The following is a 15,318-nucleotide window of genomic DNA, read 5'->3' as shown; positions in this document are numbered from 1 at the left end:
CTACCTCACGCCGCGGGAAATCGTGACCATCTCGTCGCGGGGAACCACCTTGACCCGCACGCGACCCTCGTCGGAGCCGAGCGCGAGCTCGTGCTGATCGAGCCGGTGCCAGCCGTCGAGGTTCGTGTATTGCACCCCTCGCTCGTCGAGCAGGTCCACGATGCTCTGCTCCGAGGGCGACTCCGGGCGCCACCAGTTGCCGAGGTCGTTGATCAGGTGCCGCACGGTCTCCATGGCGTCGGACTTCGTGTGCCCGATCAGCCCGACCGGTCCGCGTTTGATCCACCCGGTCGCGTAGACGCCGTACAGCTGCGTGTTGGCGCTCTTCGATCCGAACGATGGGTCGCCCTTCCAGAGAACCTGCCCCTCCCGGTTGGGGATCACGCCGTGCTTCCTGTCGAAGGGAACGCCCGGCAGCGGCGACCCGAAGTAACCCACGGCGCGGTAGACGGCCTGGATCGGGAGCTGGCGGATCTCGCCGGTGCCGACGACGCCGCCCTGCCCATCGGGGGTGGTGCGTTCGTAACGGATGGCGCCGACCCGGCCCTCGCCGTCGTTGACGATCTCTACGGGCTTGGCGAAGAAGTGCAGGTGCAGGCGGCGGCTGGCCGTGCCGACCGGGCGCTCCCGCCACTTGTTCAAAACCTTGTCGATCACGAAGACCTGCTTGTTGCTGGCCACGGCGTCCCGCGCGGCATCGTCGTAGTTGAAGTCCTCGTCGTAGAGGACGATGTCCACATCGGGCAGGTCGCCGAGTTCCCGCAGCTCCAGCGGGGTGAACTTCACGGAGGTCGGTCCACGGCGGCCGAACACGTGCACATCCGTCACCGGCGATGCCTTGAGTCCCTCGTAGACGTTCGTCGGAATCTCGGTGCTCAGCAGGTCGTCGGCGTGCTTGGCGAGCATACGTGCGACGTCGAGCGCCACGTTGCCGTTGCCGATGACGGCAACCTCCTGGTCCTCCAGCGGCCAGGAGCGCGGCACGTCGGGGTGCCCGTCGAACCAGCTCACGAACCGGGCGGCCCCGTAGGACCCGTCCAGGTCGATGCCCGGGATGTCCAGGTCGGCGTCGCGCACGGCCCCGGTCGCGAAGATGACGGCGTTGTAGTGCTTCTTCAGATCGTCGAGGGTGATGTCGATACCGAACCGCACGTTGCCGAAGACGCGGATGTCGCCGCGGTCGAGCACATCGCGCAGGGCCGTGATGATGCCCTTGATCCGGGGGTGGTCCGGGGCGACGCCGTAGCGCACAAGTCCATAGGGTGCCGGCAGGTGGTCGAACAGGTCGATCGAAACCTCGAAGTTCCGTTCCGCCTTGAGCAAGATGTCGGCGGCGTAGATACCCGCAGGTCCCGCGCCGACAATGGCCAATCGCAACTTGGTCATGGAAGCCTTTCTAGCTTGATCGTCTAACTGGATCGTTCAACGATCGTGTCGGCGAAACGGGTGAGGGCCTTCTTGACCGAGCCGTCCGGCAGCGGGGCGAGGGCTTCGACCGCGTCATGCGCCCAGCCGTGCGCCTCGGCGAGGGTCTGCCCGGTCACGTCGTGCTCGCGCAGCGCGGTGATCGCGGAGTCCGCCGCAGCGGTCGCGACGCCGTTGCTGGCCATCACGTCGCGTTCGAGGCGTTCGAGCAGGGCGGCGGCGTCGTCGTCGTGCGGGGCGCGCTCGCGCAGGCGCAGCAGCGGGAGGGTGGCCACCCCGGCGCGCAGGTCGGTGCCGGGCACCTTGCCGGTCTCCTCCGGCTGCGGGGAGAGGTCAAGCACATCGTCGATGAGTTGGAAGGCGACGCCGATCTTCTCGCCGAACGCGATCACCGGCTTTTCGAACTCGGAGGGGGCGTCGGAGAAGATGATGCCCGCCTGGGCGGCCGCCGCGATCAGCGACCCGGTCTTGTCGGCGAGCACCTGGATGTAGTGCTCCACGGGGTCCTGGCCGGGCTGTGCACCGACGGTCTCGTGCAGTTGGCCGAGCACGAGGCGCTCGAAGGTGTCGGCCTGCAAACGGATGGCCCGTTCGCCCAGCCGTGCCATCAGCTGGTTGGCGCGGGCGAAGAGCAGATCCCCGGTCAGGATCGCCACCGAGTTGCCCCACACGGTCTGCGCGCTCGGCACCCCGCGGCGTTTGTCCGAGTCGTCCATCACATCGTCGTGGTAGAGCGAGGCCAGGTGGGTGATCTCGATCGCGGTGGCCGCGGTGATGACGTCCGCGTGGTTGCCGCTGCCGAGGTGGGCGGTGAGTAGCGCCAGCATGGGGCGCACGCGCTTGCCGCCCGCGTTGAGCAGGTAGCGGCTGGTGACGTTCGCGATCTCGTCGGCAAAGGTCACCTCGGCGAGCAGACTGGCCTCGACCTGGTCGATTCCCCCGTCGATGCCCGCGGCGAGGCCACGGTCCTGGGCGGTCGAGAAAATGCGATCGCTGAGGCCGAGCTGGCTCGTCACGGATGAGCCGCGACGGAACAGGGGCATGCTCGGTTTCACTCTGTCAGCCTAACGATCGGATCTGGGAGGATTCAAGACGGTGCGTTTGACGCATCCGTCGGCTTGATGCCGCGATGCAGTGCCACGATACCCAAGGTCAGGTTGCGGTAGGCGACGGCGTCGAAGCCCGCCTCCCGCAGCCAGGCACTGAGGGTCTGCTGATTCGGCCAGGCCGCGATCGACTCGCCCAGATAGTCGTACGCCTCCGCGTTGGAGGACGCGAGCTTTACGATCATCGGCATCACGCGAGTGAGGTAGGCGAAGTAGCCCAGCCGGATCGGTGCGAACGGCGGCGTGGAGAACTCGCAGATCACGACGCGCCCCCCAGGCTTGGTCACCCGGTAGAACTCGGCCAGGGCCTTCTTGGGCTCGACCACGTTGCGCAGGCCGAACGAGATGGTCACGGCGTCGAACTCGTTGTCGGCGAACGGCAGCGCGGTGGCATCGGCCTGAACGAACTCGACCTGCGGATTGTCCGCGTGGCGTGAACGGCCGACCGCGATCATGCCCTCCGAGAAGTCGGCGGCCACAACGTGCGCGCCCGTCTTCGTCAGCGCGACGCTGGACGTGCCCGTTCCGGCGGCGATGTCGAGGATGCGTTCGCCGCGCCGGGGGTTCACGGCGCGGGTCGCGGCCATCCGCCACAGGGCCGCGTTCCCTACCGAGAGAACGGCATTCGTGCGGTCATAATGGGTGGAGACCTGATCGAACATGGCAGCGACCTGCTCGGGCTGCTTATTGAGGTCTGCTCTACTCACTCCCACAGTCTAGATTGCCCGCGGACACGCCGGGCTCTTCACAGCCTCTGGCATAGGCTATGCAGGTGAATGCTCAGGCTCTAACGGTTGAAACCACCCCCATCGCCGACATCCGCCAACTGATTCTTCTGCTCGACACCCGAGCACCGCTGCTCTGGATGCGGCGCAACCAGGGTCTGGCCGGCATCGGCACGGCCCTGCGGCTCGAGTTCTCCGGAGCGACCCGGCTGACGGATGCCGCCACCGCCTGGCGCGACGTCGCGGCCGCCGCCACCGTGTCCGACCCGATCGAAAGCACCGGCACGGGCCTGCTCGCTTTCGGAGCCTTCGCCTTCGACGCCTCCTCGGCCCAGACCAGCGTGCTGATCGTGCCGCAGGTCGTCATCGGGCGCGACAACGGCCGATGCTGGGTGACGCGCATCTGGCCGACCGGCACCACGCCGCCGGAGATTCCCCTGGCTCGCCGTCCTCTCGGCACCGAATACCGCATCTCCCTGCTGCCGGGCGCGCTGCCGCCCGCCGGGTACCGCGACGCGGTCGGCGAAGCCGTGTCCCGCATCGCCTCCGGAGACCTCAACAAGGTCGTGCTGGCCCGCGACCTGGTCGGGCGGCTGCCGGCGGAATCCGACCTGCGCCGCGCCGTCAGCGAGCTGGCGCTGGGCTACCCCGACTGCTGGACCTACGCGGTCGACGGCCTCGTCGGCTCCAGCCCGGAGACCCTCATCCGCGCCGACCACGGGGAGGTCAACGCCCGCGTGCTCGCCGGCACGATGTCGCGGGGCGCGGATGCCGCCTCCGACCTGGAGGCAGCCCTCCAGCTGGCCACCTCCGCCAAGGACGGCGACGAACACGCCTTCGCGGTGCAGAGCGTGCTGGCCTCGCTCCGCCCGCACACCTCTCACCTCATCACCAGCGAGATCCCGTTCACCGTGAAGCTGCCGAACCTCTGGCACCTGGCAACGGATGTCGAGGGCACCCTGAGCGACGGATCGAACTCGCTCGACCTGATCGCCGCCATGCACCCGACGGCCGCGGTCGCCGGCACGCCCACCGGGACGGCGCTCGCCCTGATCCGCGAACTCGAGCCGTTTGACCGGGGCCGTTACGCGGGCCCGGTCGGCTGGGTCGGCGCCGACGGCGACGGCGAGTGGGCAATCGCCCTGCGCTGCGCCCAGGTCAGCCCCGCCGGCAGCGTCACGGCCTACGCTGGCTGCGGCATCGTGCTGGACTCCGAGCCGGAGCGCGAGCTCGCCGAAACCCGCATGAAGTTCCGCCCCGTCGTGGAGGCCTTCGGCTGAGAAGCCTCCGCAGACTCCGCGCAGCGAGGATCCCCGCTCCGGGCGAGAGTGCCCGCTCCGCGGGCCACTCTCGACCGAACGAACACACTCAGGTCGCGGCGAGGCGGGCCTTCTCGACCTCGACGTCGAAGGTCGCGGACGGCCAGGTCAGGTCGAGACGCTGCAGGGCGTCGATCAACAGGTGCTGCACGGCCAGGCGGGCGTACCACTTCTTCTCGGCCGGCACTACGAACCAGGGCGCGGCAACGGTCGACGTGCGTTCGAGGGCGAGCTGGTACGCCTCCTGGTAGGCGGCCCATTGCATGCGTTCCTCGATGTCGCCCGGGTTGTACTTCCAGTGCTTGTCCGCGCGTTCCAGCCGCTCGGCCAGGCGCTCCTTCTGGTCGTCGGAGCCGATGTGCAACATGACCTTGACGATCGTCGTGCCGGCGTCGACGAGTTCCTGCTCGAACCGGGTGATCAGGCCGTAGCGCTCCTCGATCTCCGCCGCCGGGGCCAGCGCGCGTACGCGGCCGACCAGCACATCCTCATAGTGTGAACGGTCGAAGACCCCGATCAAGCCGGCGTCGGGCAGCCGTTTGCGCACCCGCCAGAGGAAGTCGTGGGACCGTTCCACCTCCGTGGGCGCCTTGAACGCGTACAGACGGATGCCCTGGGGGTCGACAGCGCCGACGACGTGGCGCACGATGCCGCCTTTGCCGGCCGTGTCCATGGCCTGCAGCACGAGGAGCACGCGGCGCGGGTCGCCGGACCGACTGTTCGCGAAGAGCATCTCCTGCAGGTCCGACAGCACGCCGGCCCCGGAGGCCAGCGCTTCATCCGCGCTGTCCTTCTCCACCCCGTCGAAGCCGGGCGTCGAGGCGGGGTCCACGCCCGCGAGCCGGAACCCCGGCGTCACCCGCAGCAACGCCCCCGGTTCCCCGGCCCAGAATTCCTGCTCGCTACGTCCAGCCACGGTGCACCCTTCGTTACAGGATCAGTGTCCCGCAGACGCCCCGGCAAACCTAGCGAACCAGCGGAACCTCGAGGATGCTCGGCCCCGCGTGCGGCGCGGTCAGCGCGCGCTCGAGGTCGCTCCGGGTGGCCGCCAGACCGTATGACCAGCCGTAGGCGGCGGCGAGGTTGGCGACGTCGGCCTGCTGCGGGGTGAAGAGAACCCGGTTGATCGCGTCGGCGCGGGCGGATGCCGCCACCTCCAGACCGTCGAAAATGGTGCCGCCGCCGTCGTTGCCGACGATGATCTGGAGCCGCGGCAGCGCCTCCCCCGGGGTGAGCAAGAGCGACCCGACATCGTGCAGCAGGGTGAGGTCGCCGACCACCAGGCGGGTGACCCCGGTGGACTGCGGCGTCGGACCGGTCTGGCTGGCCAGGGCGATGCCGACGGCCGTGGCGACCGTGCCGTCGATGCCGGCCAGGCCGCGGTTGGAGTGCACGGAGATCTTCTTGCCGGGAACGCGGCGGTCGGCCACCCGCACCAACCGGGAGGCACCGAAAACGAGACGGTCGTGCGGCCAGGAGGCGCGCCAGACGGCGTCCACGAGCATGGGCCGGGTGACCGGCGCGCGCATGGCGGCCAGCTCTTCGCGGGTGATTCCGCGATCACCGATCGGGATCGATTCGCGGGCGGCTCCCGCGGCCAACAGGTGCCGGCTGGACATCACCCAGCGGCCCAGCCATTCCCGCCCCTCGGGGCTGCCGGCCGCTGCGATGGCCACGGCGTCTGGGGTGGCGGCGCGGGCGAATACGCGCACCCGGTGTCCGGGGTTGAACCATTCGGTGCCGGTGGGAGCCACCACAATGGTCTCCACACCCTCGCGGACGATCATGGCCGGCACCTCACGGCTGAGCGTCGGGTGACCGAACACGACAGCGCGCTCGACCCGCCCGCCGAGGTCGGAGGCCAGCAGCAACTCGCGGTAGGCGGAGACGAGGTTCGGGCCGAACCGGGCGCCGCTGCACACCTCGGCCAGCAGCGGCCAGCCGCCGGTACGCGCGAATTCCTCGGCCTCGGGGCCGGCGCCCGTGCCGGCGATGACCACGGTACGCGGTCCGCCCGTGACCGGGAAGACCGGTTCGGTCGGGGAAGCGTCCACGACGGGCGCGGCGAGCACCGCGGCCGACTCGGCGAGTCCGACCGGGCCGGAGATCGCTTCGGGAGTCAGCGCCACCGGCGCCGACAGCGGCTCCCGGAACGCCAGGTTGAGCTGCACCGGGCCCGGATCGAGCGAGGTGGCGCCGGTGGCGGCATCCGTCGCGCGTCGGGCCAGGGCAATGGCGTCGGCGTGCTCGCCGGCCGCACCCTCCGGTGCGGGCGCATCCACGCACAGGCGCGTCGCCACACCGAACAGGCCGGGCTGCACGGTGGTCTGGTTCGAACGGATGCCGCGCAACTCGCTTGGCCGGTCGGCCGTCAGCAGGATCATGGGCACCCCCGAGTGGTGCGCCTCGAGCACCGCGGGGTGGAGGTTCGCCACGGCCGTGCCCGAGGTGCAGACGACCAGCGCCGGCCGGCCGGCCTCGACGGCTAGGCCGAGGGCGAGGAAGCCCGCGCCGCGCTCGTCGAGGCGCACGTGCAGCCGGATCAGCCCGATCCGCTCCAGTTCGGCGGCGGCCAAAGCAAGGGCCTGCGACCGGGCGCCCGGGCTGAGAACCAGGTCGCGCACGCCCAGACGCACGAATTCACCCAGGAGAGAGAAGCTGAAGTCTGTGGCCGGGCTACCGCTCGACGCGATGTCAGGCATCCCGCCGGCCAGGCAGGTCGCCTTCGCCCGGCTCGGATTTTTTCGGCTCGAACCCGGCTTGGCCGTTCTGGCCGGCCTGACTGCCCTTACCGCCCTGACCGGTCGTGCCGGAGGTTCCTGTCGTGTCGGTGGTTCCTGCCGCACCGAGGTCCCGGGGATCCGGAGCGTCGAAGTCGGCAAGCTCCTGCTCGAGGGCACGGAGTCGTTCCTGGTCGGACGTGGCCCGGTCCAGACCCTTGAGGAAGTCGATGTCGTCGTCGGGGGCGAACGATCGCACGATCTTGCCCGTGCTGGCACGGCCGCGGCCGATCAGCAGCCACAGTACCGGCCCGATCACGGGAATGAGCACGATCACGAACATCCACACCCAGCGTGGTAGCCCGCGAACCCGGGATCGTTGCAGGAGCGCGCAATCCACCAGCGCGTAGACGGTGAGGACGACGACGACGACTCCAAGAGCGAACCACAGGCGAACCATTCCCACAGTGTATGGCTCCCACCCGTGAGATCGGTGAGTGAGCGCACAGCCCGGCGATCTAAACTGTGGCCATGAATGTTGTTCCCGCCTGGGTGTCCTATTCGGTCTTCCGCGTGCTCCTGTTCGCCGTTCCGCTCGCCGTGATGCTCTTCCTCCGGATCGAGTGGTGGCTTGCCGCGATCGCCGCCGCTGTGATCGGAGCCTCGCTCTCCTTCATCTTCTTGCGGAAGCCTCGCGAGAAGGTCGCGCTGGGCCTCTACCAGGCGCGGCACCCCGATACGGAGTCGGCGCACCCCGACGCCGTGTCCGAGGATGCTGCCCTCGACCGGGCCGATGCGCGGGCGGCCGATGCCGACCTACAGCGCGAACGCGAGAGCCAGTAGCAGCCCGTAGGCCAACGCCGAGATGCTGGTCAGCTTGAGGGCCAGCACCAGTTCGGTCGAGGTCGTCGCCGTCACCGTGATCAACCCGGCCGGCGCCGCCAGCAGCAGCACGAAAAACGTCAGCCAGGCCAGCGGGTAGAAGACCGCGAAGAAGGCGACGATCGCGAACGCCAGCAGCAGGAACAGGCAGAACACGACGCGCGACGCCATGCTCCCGATCAGCACCGCGAGGGTGCGTTTGCCGGATGCCCGGTCCGGCTCCAGGTCGCGCAGGTTGTTGACCATCAGCACGGCCATGGCGATCAGGCCGATCCCGACACCGCTCAGCCAGCTTTCGGTGTTCACGGTGCCGACCTGCACATACGTGGTACCGACGGTGGCCACAAGGCCGAAGAACACGAAGACGAAGACCTCGCCGAGACCGAAGTAGCCATACGGTTTGCGTCCGCCGGTGTAGAACCAGGCCGCAATGATGGCGAGGACACCCACCAGCAGCAGCCACCACTGACCGGTCAGCACCACCAGGGTGAGGCCGGCGAGCGCGGCGAGCGCGAAGAATGCGAGGGCCACCGTGAGTACGGCACGGGGCTGGGCGGCTCCGCCGCCGGTCAGCCGGGCCGGGCCGATCCGGTTGGCGTCAGTGCCGCGGATACCGTCGGAATAGTCGTTGGCGTAGTTCACGCCGATCTGCAGGCACAGGGCCACGATCAGGGCGAGCACCGCTCGTACCGGATGGAAGACGCCGGGGCCGCTCACGACGATCGCCGCACCGGTGCCGAGGGCCACCGGTGCGATAGCCAGCGGGAGGGTGCGCAGGCGTGCTCCGGAGACCCAGTCTCCTGCCGTGGCCGGTCCGGTTCGCGCCGGGCCGCGGCCGGCGGGGGCGTTCCGCCGGGCCGGGTTGCCCGACCTCCCGTTCCGGGCCGCCGAAGAGGTCGCTGCCGAGGGATTCAATCGCTGTTGTGAGGGCCTGACCGGCCGCGCTCCGTGTGCCACGCCTTCATAGTACGTGCCGGTGGCTCGGTGGCTCGGTAGCTCGGCAGCTCAGAGATCGGCGAGCATCCGGCCCAGGGCAAGACGGTCGGGTTTGCCGGTGGAAAGCTGCGGGATCGACGCGACCCGCACGAGGCACGCGGGCCTGGCCGCCTTGCCCAGCACGGATGCCACGGCTTCCCCGATTCTCTCGAGGGAGTCCTCGGGGAGGCCGGCCGCACCGGGTTCCGCACCGGGTTCCGCCGGCACGACCAGCACCGGGACCTGGCCCCACGTGACGTCGGGCCGCCCCACCGCCACGGCCTCGCCGAAGCCCGGCAGCGACCGGACGACCCGCTCGACCGCGTCGAGCGACACCTTCTCGCCGCCGGAGATGATCACGTTGTCGGCTCGCCCGAGCACGCGCACGAGGCCCGTCGCGGCATCCACCTCGCCCAGGTCACCCGTGCGGTACCAGCGTCCCCCGTGCACCTCGAGGAAGCGGTCGCTGGTGCGCGGGGGGTCACCGAGGTACCCCTCGGCGAGCACGGAGCCCGCGATCTCCAGCTGCCCATCGACCACGCGCACCTCGGAGTTGCCGATCGGGGTGCCGTTGTAGACACAACCGCCGGAAGTTTCCGACGAGCCGTAGGTGGCGAACACGTGCAGGTCGAGGTCGACGGCCCGCTCGGCGAGCAGCGACGGCAGCGCTTGGCCGCCGACCAGAATGCCGTCGAAGCGGCGTAGCGCGGCCAGCAGATGAGGGTCGTCTGCGGCCGCGGCGACCAGCCGGGCCAGCTGCACCGGGACCAGGGCGGTGAACCGCAGCGGCTCGGTGAGGCGCCCGGCTGAGGCGGCGAACACGGCCGGGTCGAAGTGGCCGCTCGGCAGCACGACGGGGACGGTGTCGGCCACGATCGAGCGCACGAGCACCTGCACCCCGGCGATGTAGTGCACGGGCAGGGCCAGCAGCCACTGACCGGAGCCGCCGAGGCGCACGCTGGAGGCGGCGGCGCTGCTCAGCAGGGCGTCGGTGCTGAGCATCACGCGCTTGGGCACATCCGTCGATCCGGACGTCTCGATCACCACGGCCACCTGACGGGGCACGCGCACCAGGCTCAGCCGCCCGGCGGCCTCCTGCCAGCCGGGTACCGGCAGCACGGCGTCGCCGGTGTCGGCCAGCGCGAGGCGCAACGGGGTCATCAGGTCGAGCGGGTCACCGACCGGCACCACCCTCAGCCGACGGAACATGGTCGCCTAGAACTGCCAGTCGTAGGGACCCCAGTCGGGGTCGCGCTTCTCCAGGAACGCGTCACGCCCCTCGACCGCCTCGTCGGTGCCGTAGGCCAGGCGGGTGGCCTCCCCGGCGAACACCTGCTGGCCGACCAGGCCGTCGTCCACGGCGTTGAAAGCGAATTTCAGCATCCGGATGGCGGTGGGCGACTTGGTCAGGATCGTGCGGGCCCAATCCAGCGCCTCCACCTCGAGTTCGCCGTGCGGCACCACGGCGTTCACGGCCCCCATCTCGAAGGCGCGCTGCGCGGAGTACTCGCGGGCCAGGAAGAACACTTCCCTCGCGGTCTTCTGCCCCACCTGGCGGGCGAAGTAGGCGCTGCCGTAGCCGGCGTCGAAGGAGCCGACGTCGGCGTCCGTCTGCTTGAACTTGCCGTGCTCGGCGCTGGCGATGCTGAGGTCGCAGACCACATGCAGGGAGTGCCCGCCGCCGGCCGCCCAGCCGGGGATGACCGCGATGACAACCTTGGGCATGAACCGGATCAGCCGCTGCACCTCGAGGATGTGCAGCCGGCCGCCGCGTGCCGTGTCGATCCCGGACGCGGTCTCTCCCTCGGCGTACTTGTAGCCATCCCGGCCTCGGATGCGTTGGTCCCCGCCCGAGCAGAACGCCCAACCGCCGTCCTTCGGGCTGGGTCCGTTGCCGGTCAGGAGCACCACCCCGATGCGCGGGTTGACGCGAGCGTCCTCGAGGGCGGCGTGCAGTTCGTCGACGGTGTGCGGGCGGAACGCGTTCCGCACCTCGGGCCGGTTGAACGCCACCCGGGCGATCCTCCCAGTCACGTCATGGTGGTACGTGACGTCGGTGAGGCGGTCGAAGCCCGCGACTTCCTGCCACTGGGTCGGGTCGAAGATTTCGGAAACCTGTTCGATCATGCACCCAGCCTACGCGGGCCTGCGGCGCCGGAATGCGGCTGGCCATGGGCCTCTCGGAAGCTGGTTGGCATCCCCGTTTGAGCGGCAAAGTCAAGCCCCTTGAGGCCGTCGTTTCCACCCTGTGTACTGAGCTATTAAAAAATACTCGGAGGCAGTGATGGCCGACAATGGCACACGAAAAACGATCCCCACCCCACCCGCGAGAAATATCGGGATCAACGAACTCTCCCCCACGGAATGGCGCATCAGCGACCGGATGATCGCGGACGGCGATCCGGCCGCCTTGGTCGGCTTCATCCAGCGCGTGGACGACGCCTTCGAAGTGACGGATTTCGGCCGCCCCCGGGAGCGAGCGTACTTCTCATCCTTTGACCGCGCCACGGCCAGTCTCGCCCTCCGTCCGGCACCCAGAGGAACGGCACTGCGATGAGCACGGCCACGCAAGAGACCCAGCCCCCGGAGCACTCAAGCTCCCGACCGCCACCGGCCGCGAATCAGCCCCCGACCCCGGCGTCAGCGTCAGCGTCAGCGTCAGCGAATTTCACCTCCGCTCCGTCGACCGCTCCCTCCCGCTACAGCACATCGACGGATGCCTTCGGCGACTACCTGCGCCGCATCGGCAGGGGCCCCTGCTCACCGCCATCGACGAGGTGACCCTCGCGCAGCGCATCGAGGTCGGGCTGTTCGCCGTCGAAAAATTGTTCCACGGAGGCGACGACCCGTCCTTGGCCCGCGAGCTGGCCTGGCTTGCCCATGACGGCCGCCGCGCGAAGAACCACTTCATCGAAGCGAATCTGCGCCTGGTGGACAGCATCGCCAAGCACTACTCCGGACGCGGAATGCCCATCATGGACCTCGTGCAGGATGGCAACATCGGCCTCGTCCGCGCCGTCGAAAAATACGACTTCATGACCGGCTACAAATTCTCCACTCACGCCACCCAGTGGATCCGCCAAGCCGCCCACCGCGGCATGGCCCAGCCCGAGGAGCACGCCGTGCTCACCATGCGGGCTTCGGACATCGTTTTCTACATGAGTGCCCTGCCGCCGCGGGAGCGGTCGATCCTGATGTCCCGGTTCGGTCTCGACGGGGGCGCGCCCCAAACGCTGGACCAGATCGCCGTCGTTCAGGGCGTGACCCGGGAACGGGTGCGCCAGATCGAGAAGCGCGCACTGGCCCTGCTGAAGGTTCTCCGACTCGAGCGGTACCTGCGGGACTAAACCTCGGCCGTCCCCCTGAACGGAGCGTAGCGGTGCTGGCGACTTCACGCTATTCTCGCTTAGAACTTTGTTATCGGGGGATATATGGGCAAGCTCACGTACAACTCGTCTCTGACAGCAGATTTCGACGACCGGGTCCTCGCCCATATCCAGGTCGTCATCGGGGCGAAGTTGCGACGCGGCGAGTGTTTCTATTTCACGTGGCGAGACGACCCCCAGGGCGGCGACGGCCGCAGCACGATCTGGCTGCATCCCGCGATACCCCTGGCCTATAAGTATTTCGGCGGGCGCTCCCCCAGCCTCAACCGCGAATGGATCGAAGCCCTCATGCTTTCGGCCAATTCCTCCGGGGGCCTCCAGCTCGTGCCGGAACCACATTGACCCGCGACAGTACTGGTGAAGGACGAAGCGTGATCCGAGTCGATATTGTCTACGGCGGCGCGGAGTACTCGTTAGGCGGCCGGTCATTGGAGTCCATCCAGACCGAGGTTGAGACCGCGTTCCTGGCCGGGAAGCCCTACTGGCTGCGGGTGAACAGTGGCGGCGGGCGCTTCGAAGACGCCTACCTGCTGATCGCGCCGGGCATCCCCTTCGCAATTCTCAACGTCAAGCCGCACAACGGCCCGGACATCGATCTCGAGGTGGACGCGGCGTTCAACCAGGACGTGCTCTGACCTGACCGGCGTTCCCCGCCTGACCGGCGTTCCCCGGGAGAGTCCCCGGCTGGCACACTGGGAACATGCTGCCACCACTTGCTGAGTTGCTCAAAACTGCCCGCGTCGTCGCCCTGCCCCTGGCGACGCGGTTTCGCGGACTCGACACCCGCGAGGCCCTGCTCGTGGAGGGACCGGAAGGCTGGGCGGAATTCTCCCCGTTCGCCGAATACGACGACGCGGAGGCTGCCACCTGGCTGCGGGCCGCCCTCGATTTCGGTTGGCAGGCCACGCCGCCCCTGCTTCGGGGACGCATCCCCGTGAACGCGACGGTGCCGGCGGTCACCGCCGACGAGGTCGCCGGTGTGCTCGCCCGGTTCCCCGGCTGCCGCACCGCCAAGGTGAAGGTCGCCGACCCCGGTCAGACCCTCGCCGACGACGTGGCACGCGTGCGCATGGTTCGCCGTGTGCTCGGGCCGGAGGGGCGCATCCGTGTCGACGCGAACGGTCTGTGGAACGTCGATGAGGCGGAGCACGCCATCCACGCCCTCAACGAGTTCGACCTCGAATATGTGGAGCAGCCCTGCGCCACCATCAAGGAACTCGCCGAGATCCGCCGCCGCACCGGCTACCTCGACGTCGGCGTCGCCGCCGACGAAAGCGTACGCCGCGCGAAGGACCCGCTGCTGGTGGCCCGCACGGGTTCGGCCGACATCCTCGTGATCAAGGCCGCGCCGCTCGGCGGAATCCGCGCCGCCCTGGCGCTGATCAACCAGACCGGGCTGCCCGCCGTGGTCTCAAGCGCCCTCGACACCTCGGTCGGCATCTCGATGGGCGCCCACCTGGCCGCCGCGATTCCGGAACTCAACTTCGACTGCGGACTCGGCACGGCGTCGCTCCTTGCCGCGGATGTCACCACCGACCCGCTGCTGCCGGTCGACGGCGGCATCCCGGTGCGTCGGGTGACCCCCAACCCGCAGCTGCTGGAGCGTTACGCAGCCGCGGACGATCGGCGTGACTGGTGGCTGGCCCGCCTGACCCGCTGCTACGCGCTACTCGCCGACTGAACCAATTCGACGGAGATTCTGCGCAAGAAGAGGGTTTTCGGCCTGTTTGGCGGCGATCCGGCCGAAATCTCCGTCGAATTCGTTAGGAGCGAGGACCCCTGGTCTAGAGGCCGGAGTAGGAGTGCAGGCCCTTGAAGAAGACGTTGACGATGCCGAAGTTGAACATGACGGCGGCGAAGCCGATGATCGACAACCAGGCGGACCGTGATCCGCGCCAGCCACGGGTCGCGCGGGCGTGGATGTAGCCCGCGTAGAGGGTCCAGATGATGAACGTCCAGACCTCCTTGGTATCCCAGCCCCAGTAGCGGCCCCAGGCCTGTTCGGCCCAGATCGAGCCGGCCATGAGGGTGAAGGTCCACAGGATGAAGCCGATGATGGTGACCCGATAGGCCAGGTTCTCCAGCGTGGCCGCCGACGGCAGGGTGGCCAGGAACCGCAGCCGACCGCTCTTCGCGGACGCGAGGAGCGACTCACGCCGGAACTGGAGGAGTTGCACGGTCGAGAGGGCGAAACCGAGTGCGAAGAAGCCCGTGCCCAGCGAGGCGACGAAGACGTGAATGACCAACCAAGCCGACTGCAGGGCCGGCGGCAGGGGCGCGACCTCGACGTAGAAGCGCAGCGCCGCGATGCCGAGAAGCACCAGCACCATGCCGGTGACGAAGGTGCCGAGGAAGCGCAGGTCGGCGCGGGTCAGCACAATCAGGAACACCGAGACGATCAGCAGGGTGCCCGTCATCGCGAACTCGTACATGTTCGCCCACGGGACGCGCTCGGCGGCCACGCCGCGGAGCACCGCCGACACCAGGTGGATCAGCCACGCCAGCACGGTGAGCGAGACGCCCACCCGCAGGCTGGCCGAGCGGCCGTAGGGGGTGACCGCGTCGTTCGCGATGCGAGCGCTGATGCGGGTGAGGGTGGTGGTTCCGCCCGCCGCGCCGGCCGCTTCCGCGCGCGCTGATGCGGCCCGGCGCACCTCTGCGTCTGCCGCCGTGGCGGAGGTGACCGCCGCGGAGCGCTTGGCCAGGTCGAAGGAAAAGGCGATGAACGCGAGGGCGTAGACCGCCATGGCCGAGTAGAGGCTCAGAATGGAGAGCTCGTT

General features: G+C 69.0%; 17 protein-coding genes. 7 read left to right on the top strand and 10 right to left on the bottom strand.

Annotated features, from left to right (window positions below; all coding sequences use genetic code 11):
* The 3 genes from E3O54_RS04285 to ubiE are packed head-to-tail and all read right to left on the bottom strand — an operon-like array spanning position 1 to position 3,238.
* A complete protein-coding gene (locus tag E3O54_RS04285) occupies positions 1-1,386 on the bottom strand; it encodes an FAD-dependent oxidoreductase (RefSeq protein ID WP_134401005.1) in 1,386 nt (461 codons plus the stop codon).
* Between the two features lie 23 nt (positions 1,387-1,409).
* Positions 1,410-2,480, bottom strand: coding sequence for a polyprenyl synthetase family protein (locus E3O54_RS04280; RefSeq protein ID WP_370247281.1), 1,071 nt, complete (start codon positions 2,478-2,480; stop codon positions 1,410-1,412).
* Positions 2,481-2,512: 32 nt separating this feature from the next.
* The gene (ubiE, locus tag E3O54_RS04275; protein WP_104100704.1) at positions 2,513-3,238 is read right to left on the bottom strand and encodes a bifunctional demethylmenaquinone methyltransferase/2-methoxy-6-polyprenyl-1,4-benzoquinol methylase UbiE; all 726 of its coding nucleotides are present in this window, start codon (positions 3,236-3,238) and stop codon (positions 2,513-2,515) included.
* A 65-nt stretch (positions 3,239-3,303) separates the two neighbouring features.
* On the opposite strand from ubiE, the gene E3O54_RS04270 reads away from it, so the two are divergent.
* Positions 3,304-4,536: an isochorismate synthase MenF gene (locus tag E3O54_RS04270; RefSeq protein WP_233191371.1), complete on the top strand. Its 1,233-nt coding sequence runs from the start codon at positions 3,304-3,306 to the stop codon at positions 4,534-4,536.
* 88 nt (positions 4,537-4,624) lie between these two features.
* On the opposite strand, the gene E3O54_RS04265 is transcribed toward E3O54_RS04270, so the two are convergent.
* Genes E3O54_RS04265 through E3O54_RS04255 form a run of 3 tightly spaced genes read right to left on the bottom strand, consistent with a single transcriptional unit; the run spans position 4,625 to position 7,755 of the window.
* On the bottom strand, positions 4,625-5,491 hold the full coding sequence (locus tag E3O54_RS04265) for a PPK2 family polyphosphate kinase (RefSeq protein ID WP_104100702.1): 867 nt from the start codon (positions 5,489-5,491) through the stop codon (positions 4,625-4,627).
* A gap of 49 nt (positions 5,492-5,540) precedes the next feature.
* Positions 5,541-7,277: a 2-succinyl-5-enolpyruvyl-6-hydroxy-3-cyclohexene-1-carboxylic-acid synthase gene (gene menD, locus E3O54_RS04260; protein WP_104100701.1), complete on the bottom strand. Its 1,737-nt coding sequence runs from the start codon at positions 7,275-7,277 to the stop codon at positions 5,541-5,543.
* Positions 7,270-7,755: a PLD nuclease N-terminal domain-containing protein gene (locus E3O54_RS04255; RefSeq protein ID WP_134401004.1), complete on the bottom strand. Its 486-nt coding sequence runs from the start codon at positions 7,753-7,755 to the stop codon at positions 7,270-7,272. Before E3O54_RS04255 ends, menD begins: the two co-directional genes overlap by 8 nt.
* A 71-nt stretch (positions 7,756-7,826) precedes the next feature.
* Between E3O54_RS04255 and E3O54_RS04250 the strand changes: the two genes are divergently transcribed.
* Positions 7,827-8,138: a DUF4229 domain-containing protein gene (locus E3O54_RS04250; RefSeq protein WP_104100699.1), complete on the top strand. Its 312-nt coding sequence runs from the start codon at positions 7,827-7,829 to the stop codon at positions 8,136-8,138.
* Here E3O54_RS04250 and E3O54_RS04245 read toward each other — a convergent pair.
* The 3 genes from E3O54_RS04245 to E3O54_RS04235 form a co-directional block, all read right to left on the bottom strand.
* Positions 8,112-9,092: a 1,4-dihydroxy-2-naphthoate polyprenyltransferase gene (locus E3O54_RS04245; RefSeq protein WP_134342563.1), complete on the bottom strand. Its 981-nt coding sequence runs from the start codon at positions 9,090-9,092 to the stop codon at positions 8,112-8,114. The two genes, E3O54_RS04250 and E3O54_RS04245, sit on opposite strands and share 27 nt — an antisense overlap.
* A gap of 90 nt (positions 9,093-9,182) precedes the next feature.
* Complete coding sequence (locus E3O54_RS04240) at positions 9,183-10,361, bottom strand: AMP-binding protein (protein WP_206750343.1); 1,179 nt, start codon at positions 10,359-10,361, stop codon at positions 9,183-9,185.
* 6 nt (positions 10,362-10,367) lie between these two features.
* Positions 10,368-11,279, bottom strand: coding sequence for a 1,4-dihydroxy-2-naphthoyl-CoA synthase (locus tag E3O54_RS04235; protein ID WP_104100698.1), 912 nt, complete (start codon positions 11,277-11,279; stop codon positions 10,368-10,370).
* A gap of 157 nt (positions 11,280-11,436) precedes the next feature.
* On the opposite strand from E3O54_RS04235, the gene E3O54_RS16205 reads away from it, so the two are divergent.
* From E3O54_RS16205 to E3O54_RS04215, 5 genes are all read left to right on the top strand, one after another.
* A complete protein-coding gene (locus E3O54_RS16205) occupies positions 11,437-11,709 on the top strand; it encodes a hypothetical protein (protein ID WP_166805195.1) in 273 nt (90 codons plus the stop codon).
* 220 nt (positions 11,710-11,929) lie between these two features.
* A complete protein-coding gene (locus E3O54_RS04230; RefSeq protein WP_166805194.1) occupies positions 11,930-12,499 on the top strand; it encodes a sigma-70 family RNA polymerase sigma factor in 570 nt (189 codons plus the stop codon).
* A gap of 84 nt (positions 12,500-12,583) precedes the next feature.
* The gene (locus tag E3O54_RS04225) at positions 12,584-12,880 is read left to right on the top strand and encodes an ATP-dependent DNA ligase (protein ID WP_104100695.1); all 297 of its coding nucleotides are present in this window, start codon (positions 12,584-12,586) and stop codon (positions 12,878-12,880) included.
* 29 nt (positions 12,881-12,909) lie between these two features.
* Positions 12,910-13,173 (top strand): hypothetical protein, encoded by a 264-nt coding sequence (locus tag E3O54_RS04220; RefSeq protein ID WP_104100694.1) that lies wholly within the window; start codon positions 12,910-12,912, stop codon positions 13,171-13,173.
* A gap of 65 nt (positions 13,174-13,238) precedes the next feature.
* The gene (locus E3O54_RS04215; RefSeq protein WP_134401002.1) at positions 13,239-14,219 is read left to right on the top strand and encodes an o-succinylbenzoate synthase; all 981 of its coding nucleotides are present in this window, start codon (positions 13,239-13,241) and stop codon (positions 14,217-14,219) included.
* A gap of 103 nt (positions 14,220-14,322) precedes the next feature.
* Here E3O54_RS04215 and ccsB read toward each other — a convergent pair whose 3' ends face one another.
* A complete protein-coding gene (gene ccsB / locus E3O54_RS04210) occupies positions 14,323-15,285 on the bottom strand; it encodes a c-type cytochrome biogenesis protein CcsB (protein ID WP_134401038.1) in 963 nt (320 codons plus the stop codon).
* Between the last annotated feature and the right edge of the window lie 33 nt (positions 15,286-15,318).

The organism is Cryobacterium sp. TMT2-4, assembly GCF_004402575.1.
In the GTDB taxonomy this organism is placed as follows: domain Bacteria; phylum Actinomycetota; class Actinomycetes; order Actinomycetales; family Microbacteriaceae; genus Cryobacterium; species Cryobacterium sandaracinum.
The sequence above is the reverse complement of the archived record's forward strand: the minus strand, read 5'-3'. Positions and strand labels throughout refer to the sequence as shown.

Excerpts from the sequence above, each read along its gene's own strand:
- E3O54_RS04285 (WP_134401005.1), bottom strand. The coding sequence starts at position 1,386 with ATGACCAAGTTGCGATTGGCCATTGTCGGCGCGGGACCTGCGGGTATC.
- menD (WP_104100701.1), bottom strand. The coding sequence starts at position 7,277 with ATGCCTGACATCGCGTCGAGCGGTAGCCCGGCCACAGACTTCAGCTTC.
- E3O54_RS04255 (WP_134401004.1), bottom strand. The coding sequence starts at position 7,755 with ATGGTTCGCCTGTGGTTCGCTCTTGGAGTCGTCGTCGTCGTCCTCACC.
- E3O54_RS04250 (WP_104100699.1), top strand. The coding sequence starts at position 7,827 with ATGAATGTTGTTCCCGCCTGGGTGTCCTATTCGGTCTTCCGCGTGCTC.
- E3O54_RS04240 (WP_206750343.1), bottom strand. The coding sequence starts at position 10,361 with ATGTTCCGTCGGCTGAGGGTGGTGCCGGTCGGTGACCCGCTCGACCTG.
- E3O54_RS04235 (WP_104100698.1), bottom strand. The coding sequence starts at position 11,279 with ATGATCGAACAGGTTTCCGAAATCTTCGACCCGACCCAGTGGCAGGAA.
- E3O54_RS16205 (WP_166805195.1), top strand. The coding sequence starts at position 11,437 with ATGGCCGACAATGGCACACGAAAAACGATCCCCACCCCACCCGCGAGA.
- E3O54_RS04225 (WP_104100695.1), top strand. The coding sequence starts at position 12,584 with ATGGGCAAGCTCACGTACAACTCGTCTCTGACAGCAGATTTCGACGAC.
- E3O54_RS04215 (WP_134401002.1), top strand. The coding sequence starts at position 13,239 with ATGCTGCCACCACTTGCTGAGTTGCTCAAAACTGCCCGCGTCGTCGCC.
- ccsB (WP_134401038.1), bottom strand. The coding sequence starts at position 15,285 with ATGGCGGTCTACGCCCTCGCGTTCATCGCCTTTTCCTTCGACCTGGCC.